Below are 13,031 nucleotides of genomic sequence, written 5' to 3'. Positions count from 1 at the left end.
TGAGTCATTAAAGTTTACTGCTCTTGACTTAACCTACACATGAATATATTTTCATATGAATAATTTTTCATATGTAGGTTTGCTATGTTACAAACACTTTTGTTTATCGACCATATGCCCGAGGCAGAAAGCTGTGGGGATTGCCGTGATCGTATTGGCAAAAGGCTTGAGGCCTTGCCCGGTTTGTCATCTTTTGAGGTTTCTCGTAAGGCAATATCCTGGGCTGGTGGCGATGATATCAAGGATGCGATAGTTGCAATCATAGCAGAAATAAAAGATCTGCATCATCATATGGTTTGGACAATTAGTGGTATGGATTGTCCCAGTTGTGCAAAATCAATTGAAAAAGCTATCGATAGATTGCCTGGCATTCATACAGCACGAATTTCTTTTGCGAGAGAACGTCTCAACACAGATTTTAACCCAAACAAAGTCTCGGAAGATGACATCAAAAAGATCGTCACGGGATTGGGGTATAGTCTTTCCGAAGTCAGCGACGGCAGCGCGAGCACAGCTGAGAGAAGCTCAAGCTGCTGTTCTTCTTCGCAAGCTCAAAATCAGACACCTACAACCGCTAATTCTGGTGGTACTGGTGTTCGCTTTGGTAGCTTATATACATTCCTGAGCGGAAGTGCCGGCAAGGTGTTGATTGCTGGTGTCGCACTTTTGATCGCAGTGATTTTGGCACAGTTTAACGCCGAGAATGCACGTGTTTATTATAGTGGCGCGGCTTTGGTCGGTTTGATTCCTATTTTTCTCAATACGATTAGATCTATTCGTTTTGGTCAGTATTTTGGTATCCAAACCTTAATGAGCGTTGCTGCGATTGGGGCTTTGTTTTTGGGTGAAGCCCTTGAAGCATCGATGGTTTTATTCCTCTTCTTAATTGGTGAGGCCTTGGAGCAACGGGCCGCGAATAAAGCGCGTGAAGGGGTGACGCTTCTGCTTGATCTGCAGCCTAAAATCGCCCGCTTGCTTCAGGGAAGCCATAGCCAGGAAATACCCGTTGAAGACTTGTCCATTGATGATGTGATTGAAGTACGCCCGGGCGAAAGATTACCTGCTGATGGGATTGTTCTAAATCAGATGGCTGTATTGGATGAATCTGCTCTGACAGGTGAATCTATTCCTCGAAACAGAGAGGTTGACGATACAGCCCAGGCCGGAGCCCTCGTTCTTGAAAAGCTAACAACTTTTCGGGTGACCTCGGAATCTGGTGATAACACGTTAGATCGTATCATCAGGTTGATAGAAGAGTCAGAGGAACACAAAGCCCCGGTTGCACGCTTCATTGACCGCTTCTCATCCTGGTATACCCCGGCGATGATGATTGTTTCGTTACTGGTTGCAGTGATTCCGCCATTATTTTTCAACGGGGTGTGGGAGGCTTGGATCTATAAAGCACTCACATTGTTAATTATTTCCTGTCCTTGTGCTTTGGTTATTTCTGTTCCGGCCGCGGTGACCTCTTCCCTTGCGGCTTCCGCACGTCGTGGGTTGTTGATTAAAGGTGGTGCAGCGCTGGAACTGTTGTCACGAGCCAAAACCATGGCCTTTGATAAAACGGGCACACTTACAGAAGGCAAGCCTCAGGTCACTGATGTTGTGGCAGAGGATGATGCGGCTGAAATGATACGCTTAACTGCGGCTGTAGAACGAGGATCAAGTCATCCCTTAGCGGAAGCGGTCGTTCATTATGCCGAGGATCAGAGAATAGAAATTCCGGCTGTAACCGATGCTCAATCCATCACAGGAAAGGCAGCTTTGGGGAATGTTGAAGGACGTATGGTTGCTGTTGGATCAACGGATTATTTTGCGGAACAACTATCTGGAAATGCAAATATTCATGAACAGGCACAAGGGCTTTTGGCACAGGGTAAAACAGTTGTTGTGGTGACAGTTGATAATGTCCTTGCCGGGATTTTGGCCTTGCGTGATGAGCCCCGTGAAGAAGCCAAAGATACTTTGATCCAATTGCAGAATCTAGGTCTTGAAACGATTATGCTTACCGGGGATAACCCGAAAACGGGCAAGGCCTTGGGGGGTGAACTGGGGCTTGCCGTAAAAGCTGGTTTGATGCCTCAGGATAAGCTCAGGGAAATTGATGAGCTGCGGACCAAAGGTACTGTGGTAATGGTCGGCGATGGCATAAACGATGCCCCTGCCCTTAAAGTTGCCGATGTCGGTATCGCAATGGGCGGCGGCACTGATGTTGCCTTGGAAGCCGCTGATATTGCGTTGATGCAAAACAAGTTACAGGACTTGCCAGCATTGATTCGTCGTGGACGCAAAACCATGTCAAATATTCACCAAAACGTCACTTTGGCGCTGGGCCTTAAGGGAATCTTTTTGATGACGACTCTGTTTGGTGTGACAGGACTTTGGATGGCTGTGTTGGCTGACACAGGAGCAACGGTATTGGTGACCTTGAACGCTTTGCGGTTGCTGCGAAATTCCTCAGATTAGACTTCGGGCTAAGGTTCTTGGCCTATTATCGGGCTAGAAACCTTTGGGCAGGTCAGCGATGTGCTTGTATTTTTCAAACTGTTGGAAAATGAGATTCAAGCGCTCTTCAGGGGCAGGAGGATGTTGGGGATCTAGCAGAGGTTCACAGAGAGGATCCAGTGCCGCATTCTGAAATTCAAGAGAAAGGCTTAACCTTGGCGTTTGAGCGTTCCGGTGGCTTCGACCACCCCAGTGATACAGATCCTGCCGCCAGCCCAGTACGGAACCTGCTTGGGCGGGTAGGCAAAGAATATCTTGTAGGGCGATTTCAGATGGATCAGTAACGGGAGCCTCGTAATCTTGCTCACAACTGAGCGGCAGAACGGACATGCAGCCATTTTCAGGTGTTGCATCCGTTAAGGGGATCCAGAGGCTTAGAGAGACCAACATTTCCTGACCATAGAGTTCGATTACGGATTGATCTGCACTGTCTCTGTGTGGTGGCCAGCCTTTGGCTTTGCCGGGATCGATGTACCAGGCCCAAAAATGGGGAAGCACGCTATAGTTTTCCCCAAGGAAGTTTTGTAGGAGTGCACGCAGGCGGAAAAATAATTCCCAAGTTTCGTCATAGAGGTAAATAAATGCTTGTGGCAGGTCGTGACTGTGGAGCCTTTCCATTGCCTGACGAAGAGGGAGAATATCTTGCTCGGTAAAGATGCTCTGGCAATTCAGATAGCCGTCTTGCCATAAAGAATTAGAAACGCTGGACAGTAGAGCATCATCAATTACTTGCAGAGGAAACGCACTAAGAGGATTTGAGCTGATTGTGAGATGCGGGTTGAGATCACGCCAAAAGGGAATGCTTTTAATCTGCTCTTTTGTAGTGTGATTCACAGTCGTATCCTGCACCAAAAGCACGTGTTACCGGTTTATATGCTGGGCCAGTGCAACATCAAGAACGGCGGATGCCATGGCCCGTGCGGTATCTTCCAACAGTTTTCCCTCATCAGCCTTTGGCCCTTCGAGTTTCTCAAGCCTGTAATCTTTTGGGAGATCCGCAATTCCTGCGGCTGTCACATCTGGATGTTCTTTCAGTTCGGCGATTAGAGAAATACATCCCTTCCACTTATGGGTCAGGGTTTTGATAACACGGTCTTTATCAAGAGCGATCTCTTGCCACTTTTCATCTGTGTTCAGGTCTTCAAAACCGGGCCTTTTCGAGGCCTGTTGATAAATAACGGCGGCGGCTTTTTCAAGGTGTAGCATACATAAATCCTCTATTTAATGCCTTGTCTCATCTGGGTGATGATCAGGCAAGTTATAGATAGAGCTAGATGTTTGATGTTGAGGGGCGTGATGCTTCGAAATGCCCCTCGGGAGAAAGGAGAGAATAACAGTAGGTCATGAAGTATGATGGCGAGTCTTCTACCACAGCATCGTTCTGCGCAAAGGGGAGAATCAGGCGTAAATAGTGACAGGTTTCAGCTTCCTGATAGAAAATTTTCCATATTTGCGGGACTGATGCTTTGAAGGTTGTTTTAAACTCTTCAAAATGTTCCTGGTAGATTTCGCTTGGTGTACCATCCAAGACGCTTTTACCGCGTAGATCCTCGTTCGAAGAAGAAGAAATCTCGGTACCATCAAGGCGGTAGATAAAATCCAGAGGATCTTTTTGAACTTCGACAACACAAAAGCGACCCAGATGCTTGCGATACCTTAGCGGATCCATTTCACTTTTATAGGGATTACCCCGAGCAGGTTTATGACTTTGCCATATCTTCAAAATACGTAGAATTTCATCGGGGGCTTCCGAGAAATCTATAAGCGAAGAGGAATAATCATAATTGGCCATAGCTATTTCTGAAATGATTTAGGGCGATTGTCAACGTGGATAAAATGATATTTTCGCTGCAGAGATTTGCCTTGAATTGTTGGCGTAATTCCTGGGCTGTGTATTTGATTATGCCAAGAGATAAGAGAGAACACTGTTTAATCGGGTTCTGCCTTCGATTGTTGCTCGTATTCTATTTTTGCCTAATGACAGTAAGCCTTCTTGTTCAAGCTGTTCCATCTTGTTCGGCTGAATCAGATCATTTAGATTTTGGCCTGTTTCATTTTGAATATCTACGAGCTTTATGCCTTCGTTCAAACGCAATCCCATCATGAGCATTTCTTCAAAACGTTCCGTAACCGAAACAGAACTATGTGTCCGTGTGGCATGGCCAGTCTGTTCGACTGTGCTGAGCCAAATTTCCGGGGCTCTGTGTTGTCTCGTTGCGATTTTGTTACCCAAAGCGGTGTTGTCTGTCAGGGTCAACCGTCCGTGTGCACCAGGGCCAATGCCGACATAATCTCCATATTTCCAATAAGTTAGGTTGTGACGACTTTCTTCTCCGGGATTGGCGTAGTTCGATATTTCGTAGTTGGGCATGCCCTGTCGGGCCATAACATCGTTGGTAATGTCGTAAAGTTCGGCAGCTGTGTCTGGGTTGAGTTCTTTGAACTCTCCCCGGCGGCGCGCACCGTGGAATGGCGTGTTCTCTTCAATTGTTAACTGATAGAGAGAAAGATGTTTGGTGCCTTCTGCAAGAGCCCGTTCCAACTCTTCTTTCCAACTTTGTTTATTTTGTGTTGGGCGTGCGTAGATCAGATCAAAAGAAAAGCGTGCAAAATTCTGCCGGGCAACATCAATTGCCTTAAGAGCTTCGGCTGCGGAATGTTCCCGTCCCAAAAACTGGAGATCCTGATCATTTAGCGATTGAATGCCAAGAGATACGCGATTGATACCAGCTTGGGCGAAAGCTGCAAATTTATCAGATTCAACAGATGTCGGGTTGGCTTCGAGTGTAATTTCAAGATCGTTGTGGCAGGGCCAGTGCTTTCGAATTCGTTGAATCAGTGCTTCGGCGGTTTCCGGCGCCATGAGAGATGGGGTGCCGCCGCCGAAAAACACTGAGCTGACAATTCTGCCTTCGCCGCCAGATCTCTTCAATAAGTCGGCGTAATGATCAAGCTCTTGTAGCAGGGCTGCACGCCATCGTTCCTGAGAGATTTCTTCGCGGACGTGGCTGTTAAAATCGCAATAGGGGCATTTTTTCAGGCAAAAGGGCCAGTGTATATAGATGCCAAATCCGCGCTGGGCGGCTGCAGGCAGATTTGAGACAGAACTTGGGGTGTTGATCAAAACACTGCCTTTTGGAAATCAGTTAGAAATCGCCCATAAATTGGCCAATAACAAGCTCTGGCCAGTTTCGCACAGCCAACTTAGTAAAGCCAATTTAGCATAGTTTGTTGGCAATATCTGTGTTCAGGCCTTTGCGGTAAACTTTTCGGCTACAAGCAAGGCGAAGGCTCGGGCACGATGACTCATAGAATGTTTGCGAGCCGGATCCATTTCTCCAAAGGTTATCGTCTCGCCTTCGGCCTGAAAAATTGGATCATAACCAAACCCCTGCAAGCCTCGTGCTGGATGTACAATAGTGCCATCAACACGACCTTCGAAGACTTCTGTTGTGCCATCAGGCCAAGCGAGGCAAAGAGCGCATACAAAGTAGGCTGCGCGTGTGTCATTACCTGTTTCTGCCGCTTTTTGCAGTTCCTCTTCGACCTTTTCCATTGCCAAAGAAAAATTCTTTTCAGGGCCTGCCCAACGCGCAGAATAGATACCAGGGTCACCATTCAAGGCAACCACAGCCAGACCACTGTCATCTGAAAGCGCAGGCAAGCCAGATCCCTTTGCAGCGGCAAGCGCCTTTATTTCTGCATTTGCTGCAAAGGTTACCCCATCTTCGACAGGTTCAGGCAGGCCGAGATCTCCGGCTGAAATAACATCAACGCCATAGGGAGCCAGAAGTTCTGCGATTTCGCGCAGCTTTCCCGGATTATGACTGGCAAGAACCAGTTTGTTATCCCGCAGTGTTTTTTCAGGGTGTGTTTTTTCAGCCTGAGTCATGAGCTTATTTCCTGCTTACCTTTTGGGCCTGTTTTAATATTCTGACAGCAATCTGCTTATGCGCCAGAGATTGCCTGTTTCTGTAGCTCAACAAGCTCAGAAACACCTTTTTCGGCGAGGTCGAGTAGTGCGTTGAACTCATCGCGAGAAAAAGGCTTTTCTTCGGCAGTACCTTGAATTTCGACAACGCCGAGGCCGCCTGTAAGGACAAAGTTTGAATCAGCCTGCGCATTGGAATCTTCGGGGTAATCAAGATCCAGAACGGGAGTGCCCTCGAAAATGCCGCAAGAAATAGCCGCAACATGGTCTGTCAAAGGAATGTCTTCGATCATGCCAAGCTTTTTCATGTGTTGGAATGCTAGATGAAGAGCAACAAAACCACCTGTTATGGAAGCTGTACGTGTACCCCCGTCGGCCTGTAGAACATCGCAATCGATTTTAATTTGGCGTTCACCAAAGCCTGACATATCAGCAACGGCCCGTAGGGAACGCCCGATCAGGCGCTGGATTTCCTGTGTACGACCAGATTGTTTGCCACGCGCAGCTTCCCGACTAGAACGACTATGTGTTGCGCGGGGGAGCATGCCGTATTCGGCAGTAATCCATCCCTTTCCGGAATTGCGAAGCCAGGGCGGTGTGCTGTCTTCGACTGATGCAGTGCAGAGCACATGCGTATCGCCGAACTTAATCAGACAAGAACCTTCGGCATGCTTGCTGAAGTTAGTTTCAATAGTGACCTGACGCATTTGGTCAGGAGTACGGCCTGATGGACGCATGATAAGCCCTCAATAATATTGGCGATAAATAAATATATTGAGCGGGAAGCTACCTTATGGCTTCCGGTACGTCCAGTGACATTGATCAGGTGTATTTATGATCTGATTATCTGCCTGACTTCTCTGGAATATCACAGGGGCTCTGGAATTGAATTCAATAGATCTTTTTGGGCGTCTTTGTTTTTTAATCTAACCAGATAGATTGACAATAGACTAGCCAATATGAGCACAGGGAAAAAGATGGCATGAACCCAATATGATGTTTGTTCAATAATCTCAGGGCTGGCCCCTTCACTGAACCCAAGCATGGCTGCTGGAATGCCGGCAATTGCAGGACCCAAGGCGCCCCCACACATTTGTAGTGTTGGAATGGCACCAGATCGTTTGTCCTGTTCGTCACTTGGTCCTGATTCAATGATGACAGAAGATAGATCAGCCCAGAAAATCCCAAAACCTGCACCTGCTAAAAATATTGCAATACTCAAGGACCATAGTGGTCCGCCATAGAGGAATTGTGCAATACCATAGAAGCCTAGAAATGCTGTGAAAACACCTGTTGGAATCAGGTATAATCGCCAGTTGTTATTTTGGGGGAGTTTGGCACAGACCATAGCTGCGAGGGACCAGGATATTGATTCCAAGGCAACCATAAAGCCTGCTGATAACGGTGTGAAACCGTGAATTTTTTGTAAAATATAGGGGCCATACACCATAAAAGAGATAGAAGAGACCATGGCCAGAAAGATGATGGTAATTCCGGTTCCTGCAACGGTGAAAAGGCTAAGCCCATGTTTGGGTAATAGTGAGGTGTTGGATTTTTTGTCCCGATACAAAAGATACCCAAACAAAGATAAGCCAATAATTAATAAAGCAACTGCATAGTCGGGTTCTCTGTTCCCCATCGCAATGATTAAAACTGCTGACCCCAACAGTCCAAGTCGGAAGAATGGCAAAGGCGATTTGGATTTTGTCTGTTCAGTGGATTGAGTAACTTCTTTTTTGGGGAAACTAGACCTTATAAGGATGACAAACAGGATTGCACAGACAGTCATGATATAGAAACCCGTCCTCCATCCAACTGTTTGAGCAAAAATACCGCCAGCCAGTGGTCCCCCTACTGAGGCAATACCCCAGACTGCAGACTCCATTGCAAAAACAGTGGGCCAGAGATGACGAGGGAAAAGGTCAGCAATAACGGTGTAACAACTCGCCAGAATCAATCCGCCGCCAACGCCTTGGACAACACGGGAGAATAAGAACAATTCCATCGATGGGGAAAGGCTGATCAGAAGTGAGCCGACAGTGAAAATCAACCCGCCGATGGTCATAATGGCGCGCCCGCCAATTCTGGTTTTTGTTGTACCTGCGGCAAGTGAGGCAATCATCGCGGCCGTGGTATAGAGCAGAGCGGACCAGTTGATAAATTCCAATCCATTGAGATCATCAACAGCGGAAGGTAACAGTGTCGAGGTAATTAAACTATTCAAGGCATAAAGCGCCACACCCATGCAAACGATGATTAGATGCAAGATATTCTGTGGTGTCATCTTCGTATTATTATTGGAAGCTTCTGGGGTGAGTGCTTCTGTCGGTGTGTGAGTGGACATGGCGGGGACCTTAAATAAAAAAGTTTTTTCTTTTCTTATTAATTTTCTAGGTCAAATAATTAAAAAAGCAAATACTTTTTTTAATTGAATTAATTGAGTATACTCTATTTCGATGAAAAAAAATGCAAAGACAGAAGATGCTATCCTCGCGCTCCTAAAGGCACGTGGCGCAATGCAAGCAGTTGATTTGGCAGAAAAATTGTCAATGACAGCAATAGGTATGCGGCAACATCTAAAGCGTATGTCTATGGAAGGTATGATCCAAAAGGCAGCTGTAGATGTTTCGGTATCAGGTGCAGGTCGACCGGCCGTAAGTTGGGAACTAACAGCGGAGTCCCATAATACTTTTGGTGATTCTCACGCTCTTTTAACCAGAGATTTAATTGAAAGTGCCCGTGCTGTATTCGGTGATCAAGGCGTTGATCAACTGGTGAACTATCGCGAGCAACAAACTCTTAAAAACTATACTGTTGCTCTTTCAGAAGCATCATCCCTCGAAGATCGGGTCCAGAAGTTAGTCGAATTGCGAGAGCAAGAAGGATATATGGCATCGGCTGAACCAGATAACGACGGCGGCTTTTTATTTATTGAAAACCACTGTCCAATCTGTACAGCGGCAACCATTTGTCAGGGTTTTTGCAGAGCTGAGTTATCCGTTTTCAGGTCGGTTCTTGGGCCTGATGTTGATGTGGAGCGTGCGGAATATTTGCTAGAAGGGGGACGCCGTTGTAGCTATCGCATTCGCCCTAATACTTCAGGTCACTCGCAGACAACAGAAGATCTGAGACAAAGCAAGAGTAACCCTGAGAAAGAAACGCCAGATAAAGAGCCCGAACATCCCTCACACCAAACACGCTATTTGATTATCGAGAAATAGGTTGTTTGAGTTTATATGCAGCTACAGCTTAAGGGGGGGAAGCCGTTGAATCCGATAGAAGAATAAGTTGTTGTGTAAGCACCTGTCGCATGAATACGGATTTTGTCGCCGGATTTTAGATCGAGCGGCAGCTGATAATTAAACTTCTCATAGAGCACATCGACGCTATCGCAACTTGGCCCGGCGAGAATGACAGGCCCAAGGTTGGTATCGGCTTCTTTTCCAACCACAGTAATGGGGTATTTGATCGCTTCATCAAGACATTCAGCCAAGCCAGAGAAGATGCCAATATCCAGATACACCCAGCGTTTTTCTTGTTCAGCATTCTTGCGCGAGACTAAAACAATCTCTGCCTCGATAATACCCGCATCACCGACAATATAACGACCTGGTTCGATAATGATCTTTGGACAGCGGTCGCCAAAGTGTTTTTTCAATGCAGCGGAGAGAGAGTCTCCGTATTGTGCGATGGAAGGTACATTTGCATTGTAAGCCGTTGGAAAGCCACCGCCTAGATTGAGTGTGGATAGCTCAATACCTTGTTCTTTTAGATCGTCATAAATATCGCGAATCTGTTCAAGGGCGTTAGCCCATTGGCTTATCTGTGTTTGCTGTGATCCCACATGGAACGAAAGCCCTATTGGCAGTAAACCAAGATCTACTGATTTCAACAATAGCTCTTTGGCCATTATTGTGGAACACCCAAATTTGTGACTGAGCGGCCAGTCAGCACCGGCACAATCGACAAGAACACGGCAATAAACATCAGATCCGGGGGCGAGAGAGGCTATTTTTTGTAGCTCTTCTTCGCTATCAAAGGCATAGCTCCGAATTCCGAGTGCATAAGCTTGACTTATATCACCTTGTTTTTTGATGGTATTGCCAAAAGAGATATAGTTGGCGGGAATACCAAGTGAGAGACAGAGTTTGATTTCTGTTATACTGGCTGCATCAAAACAGGAACCGATGTCTTTGAGGCAAGATAGAATTTGAGGTTCCGGGTTGGCTTTTACTGCATAATAAATCGAGGCTTCTGGTAAAGCGGAGGCAAGATTATTGAAATTGCTTGCTACTTTATCAAGATCAATGGCCAGATGAGGTTCATCAAAGGAATTTTGTGCGAAAAATGTATCCAGCTTTGTTATTGAAGAACCAGTACCCATATGATTTATCGCTATTCCTAATTGGATTATCGGATCTATGCCGAAACGTATGACCAGAGCTTTACCCAAATAAACGAAAGTTTTGCTCAAACCTTCCCCGGGCGAGCCCAATAATTTGAAAGGGTCTTTAAGAGGTATCCGGTTTTGATGCAAGCGTTAGTTTTCGAAGGTCACAGCATTGACCAGAGCTTGGTGGCTAACTAAATTATACCTACACAAATAGGTGGATAAGGATCGCTTATTTAACGGTAATGGAATTTAAAGGATAATTCTGTGAAATTTAATGAGACATCCCTGATATCCGGTGCAATTGCTGGCATGAATGACCGCTCGCGTGAGATTTTCCGCCTGGTGGTTGATGCTTATGTGGAAACCGGGGAACCCATTGGGTCACGGACACTATCGCGCAAGCTGGGTATGGACCTGTCCCCTGCAACAATTCGTAATGTCATGGCAGATTTAGAGGATATGGGGCTTTTATTTGCCAAACATACTTCTGCCGGGCGGTTACCTACGGATGTCGGCCTTCGGCTTTATGTGAACGGTTTACTGGAGCATGGGAACCTTAGCAAAGACGAGCGTAGCCAGATAAAAGCACAGTGCGCCGCCGGGGGGAAATCCATGCCTCAGCTATTGGAAGAGGCCACCGGTATGTTATCCGGTCTTTCCCAGTGCGCAGGTCTGGTTGTTGCGCCTAAACTATCTGAGCCTCTAAAACATATTGAGTTTGTATCCCTTGCACCTGGACGGGCCTTGGTTGTGCTGGTCTCTGATTCAGGATCTGTTGAAAACAGAGTTGTCGATATTCCCTTGGGATTGCCGCCTTCTGCCCTTGTGGAAGCGTCAAACTTTTTGGCTGCGCGTTTGATTGGGCGGACTCTGGAAGAGGCGATACAGGAGATTCAAACCGAGCTTAAAGAACATCAGGCCATGTTGGATCAGGTTTCGCAGAAAGTTGTTGAGCTGGGACTGGCAACATGGGCCGAAGATATCAATGGCAGTTCTAATGGCGCGTTGATTGTTAGGGGGCAGGCTCAGTTACTTGAAGATATAAATGCCCTTGAAGATCTGGAAAGGGTACGCCATCTATTCTCTGCATTGGAAAAACGAGAGTCTCTGGTTCGTTTGTTGGAAATGACAAAAACGGCAGAGGGTGTCCAGATCTTTATCGGTTCTGAAAATGAATTGTTTGCCCAAGCGGGGTGTTCTGTAGTAATGGCACCTTATAAAAATACTCGACAACAGGTTGTCGGAGCGATCGGGGTCATTGGTCCAACGCGAATTGACTATGCCCGAATCATTCCGATGGTGGATTACACCGCCAAAATACTTGGTCGAATGGTTGGATGAAAATAGCTGGATAAACAGGGCTGAAATCCTGTGTTGTCCCAAAGTTGGTAACTTAAAAGAGAAGATTGGTTAGCGGAAAATGTCCGAAACGGAAAAACAAAATTCGGAAGAGAACGTTGTTGCTGAAGATCAGATTCCTGATGATCTTGTAAACGAAGAAGCAGCCGAGGAAACAACCGTTGATACTGGCGCTGCGGCTGAAGAAGCAAAGTCAGACGCTGTCAGAGTTGCTGAACTGGATGCTCAGAATGCACAGCTGACTGATAAGCTGTTGCGTACAATGGCAGACATGGAAAATCTTCGTAATCGTACCCGTCGTGATAAAGAAGATGCTATCAAGTACGCTCCGCAAAAGCTGGTGACAGATCTGATCGGTGTTATGGATAATCTTCAACGTGCGTTGTCGTCTGTTTCAGAAGAAGCAGCTGAAGGAAACGAAGATCTTAAAACACTTCGTGATGGTGTTGAGATGACCAATCGCGAAATGCTCAAAGTTTTTGAAAGGCATAATATCACTGAAGTTGAGGCGATGGGGGCTCGTATGGACCCGCACAGCCATGAAGCTTTGTTCGAAATACCTGATCCTTCTCAGCCAGAAGGAACAATCCTGCAGGTTGTTCAACCAGGTTTCCGTCTTCATGATCGTCTCCTAAGGCCAGCACGCGTTGGTGTAGCCAAGGGCGGCCCTGTTGCGGGTGCAGAAAAAGTAGATACAACAGCTTAAATCTTTGCACTGTTAAAATTTAAAAAGCCGGTACTCGTTGTATCGGCTTTTTTATTTGCCCTGTCGCGTCCTGAAATAAGTTTACATATTGGAGACTTATGATGGGACCTTCAAAGAAAGAGCGAGTAAAGCGTAGT

Annotated in this window: 12 protein-coding genes; 4 read left to right on the top strand and 8 right to left on the bottom strand. The window is 46.4% G+C overall.

Going from position 1 to position 13,031, the window contains the following annotated elements; translation table 11 throughout:
- Nucleotides 1-84: 84 nt before the first annotated feature.
- Nucleotides 85-2,466 carry a heavy metal translocating P-type ATPase gene (locus BKB51_RS12860; RefSeq protein ID WP_218044034.1) on the top strand — a complete coding sequence of 794 codons (2,382 nt, stop codon included), beginning with the start codon at nt 85-87 and terminating at the stop codon, nt 2,464-2,466.
- Nucleotides 2,467-2,499: 33 nt separating this feature from the next.
- On the opposite strand, the gene BKB51_RS12855 is transcribed toward BKB51_RS12860, so the two are convergent.
- From BKB51_RS12855 to BKB51_RS12825, 7 genes are all read right to left on the bottom strand, one after another.
- Entirely contained in the window at nt 2,500-3,339 is an 840-nt protein-coding gene (locus BKB51_RS12855) for a phytanoyl-CoA dioxygenase family protein (protein ID WP_198946734.1), read from the bottom strand.
- Nucleotides 3,340-3,366: 27 nt separating this feature from the next.
- Nucleotides 3,367-3,711, bottom strand: coding sequence for a hypothetical protein (locus BKB51_RS12850; protein WP_085901511.1), 345 nt, complete (start codon nt 3,709-3,711; stop codon nt 3,367-3,369).
- Nucleotides 3,712-3,775: 64 nt separating this feature from the next.
- Nucleotides 3,776-4,297, bottom strand: a complete 522-nt coding sequence (locus BKB51_RS12845; protein ID WP_085901510.1) for a PAS domain-containing protein — start codon at nt 4,295-4,297, stop codon at nt 3,776-3,778.
- Between the two features lie 108 nt (nt 4,298-4,405).
- Nucleotides 4,406-5,629 carry a radical SAM family heme chaperone HemW gene (gene hemW / locus BKB51_RS12840; RefSeq protein ID WP_085901509.1) on the bottom strand — a complete coding sequence of 408 codons (1,224 nt, stop codon included), beginning with the start codon at nt 5,627-5,629 and terminating at the stop codon, nt 4,406-4,408.
- A gap of 123 nt (nt 5,630-5,752) precedes the next feature.
- Complete coding sequence (gene rdgB, locus BKB51_RS12835; RefSeq protein ID WP_085901508.1) at nt 5,753-6,397, bottom strand: RdgB/HAM1 family non-canonical purine NTP pyrophosphatase; 645 nt, start codon at nt 6,395-6,397, stop codon at nt 5,753-5,755.
- Nucleotides 6,398-6,453: 56 nt separating this feature from the next.
- The gene (gene rph / locus BKB51_RS12830; RefSeq protein WP_085901507.1) at nt 6,454-7,173 is read right to left on the bottom strand and encodes a ribonuclease PH; all 720 of its coding nucleotides are present in this window, start codon (nt 7,171-7,173) and stop codon (nt 6,454-6,456) included.
- A gap of 131 nt (nt 7,174-7,304) precedes the next feature.
- Complete coding sequence (locus BKB51_RS12825; RefSeq protein WP_085901506.1) at nt 7,305-8,780, bottom strand: MFS transporter; 1,476 nt, start codon at nt 8,778-8,780, stop codon at nt 7,305-7,307.
- A 112-nt stretch (nt 8,781-8,892) separates the two neighbouring features.
- Here BKB51_RS12825 and BKB51_RS12820 point away from each other — a divergent pair, with 112 nt between their 5' ends.
- Nucleotides 8,893-9,657, top strand: coding sequence for a helix-turn-helix transcriptional regulator (locus tag BKB51_RS12820; protein ID WP_085901505.1), 765 nt, complete (start codon nt 8,893-8,895; stop codon nt 9,655-9,657).
- 11 nt (nt 9,658-9,668) lie between these two features.
- On the opposite strand, the gene BKB51_RS12815 is transcribed toward BKB51_RS12820, so the two are convergent.
- Nucleotides 9,669-10,820: a type III PLP-dependent enzyme gene (locus tag BKB51_RS12815; protein WP_085901504.1), complete on the bottom strand. Its 1,152-nt coding sequence runs from the start codon at nt 10,818-10,820 to the stop codon at nt 9,669-9,671.
- 318 nt (nt 10,821-11,138) lie between these two features.
- Between BKB51_RS12815 and hrcA the strand changes: the two genes are divergently transcribed.
- Both hrcA and grpE read left to right on the top strand, forming a co-directional pair.
- Complete coding sequence (gene hrcA, locus BKB51_RS12810; RefSeq protein WP_085901812.1) at nt 11,139-12,170, top strand: heat-inducible transcriptional repressor HrcA; 1,032 nt, start codon at nt 11,139-11,141, stop codon at nt 12,168-12,170.
- A 79-nt stretch (nt 12,171-12,249) separates the two neighbouring features.
- Entirely contained in the window at nt 12,250-12,894 is a 645-nt protein-coding gene (gene grpE, locus BKB51_RS12805; RefSeq protein WP_085901503.1) for a nucleotide exchange factor GrpE, read from the top strand.
- Nucleotides 12,895-13,031: the final 137 nt, after the last annotated feature.

Origin of the sequence: Kiloniella majae (assembly GCF_002118315.1) — a bacterium.
Lineage (GTDB): Bacteria > Pseudomonadota > Alphaproteobacteria > Kiloniellales > Kiloniellaceae > Kiloniella > Kiloniella majae.
Note: the sequence above shows the minus strand (reverse complement) of the source record. Positions and strands in the feature narration are given on the sequence as shown.

Bases quoted from the DNA above. Each gene is read 5' to 3' on its own strand.
- BKB51_RS12860 (WP_218044034.1), top strand. From the start codon at position 85: ATGTTACAAACACTTTTGTTTATCGACCATATGCCCGAGGCAGAAAGC.
- BKB51_RS12850 (WP_085901511.1), bottom strand. From the start codon at position 3,711: ATGCTACACCTTGAAAAAGCCGCCGCCGTTATTTATCAACAGGCCTCG.
- BKB51_RS12845 (WP_085901510.1), bottom strand. From the start codon at position 4,297: ATGGCCAATTATGATTATTCCTCTTCGCTTATAGATTTCTCGGAAGCC.
- rdgB (WP_085901508.1), bottom strand. From the start codon at position 6,397: ATGACTCAGGCTGAAAAAACACACCCTGAAAAAACACTGCGGGATAAC.
- rph (WP_085901507.1), bottom strand. From the start codon at position 7,173: ATGCGTCCATCAGGCCGTACTCCTGACCAAATGCGTCAGGTCACTATT.
- BKB51_RS12825 (WP_085901506.1), bottom strand. From the start codon at position 8,780: ATGTCCACTCACACACCGACAGAAGCACTCACCCCAGAAGCTTCCAAT.
- BKB51_RS12820 (WP_085901505.1), top strand. From the start codon at position 8,893: ATGAAAAAAAATGCAAAGACAGAAGATGCTATCCTCGCGCTCCTAAAG.
- BKB51_RS12815 (WP_085901504.1), bottom strand. From the start codon at position 10,820: ATGGGTACTGGTTCTTCAATAACAAAGCTGGATACATTTTTCGCACAA.
- hrcA (WP_085901812.1), top strand. From the start codon at position 11,139: ATGAATGACCGCTCGCGTGAGATTTTCCGCCTGGTGGTTGATGCTTAT.
- grpE (WP_085901503.1), top strand. From the start codon at position 12,250: ATGTCCGAAACGGAAAAACAAAATTCGGAAGAGAACGTTGTTGCTGAA.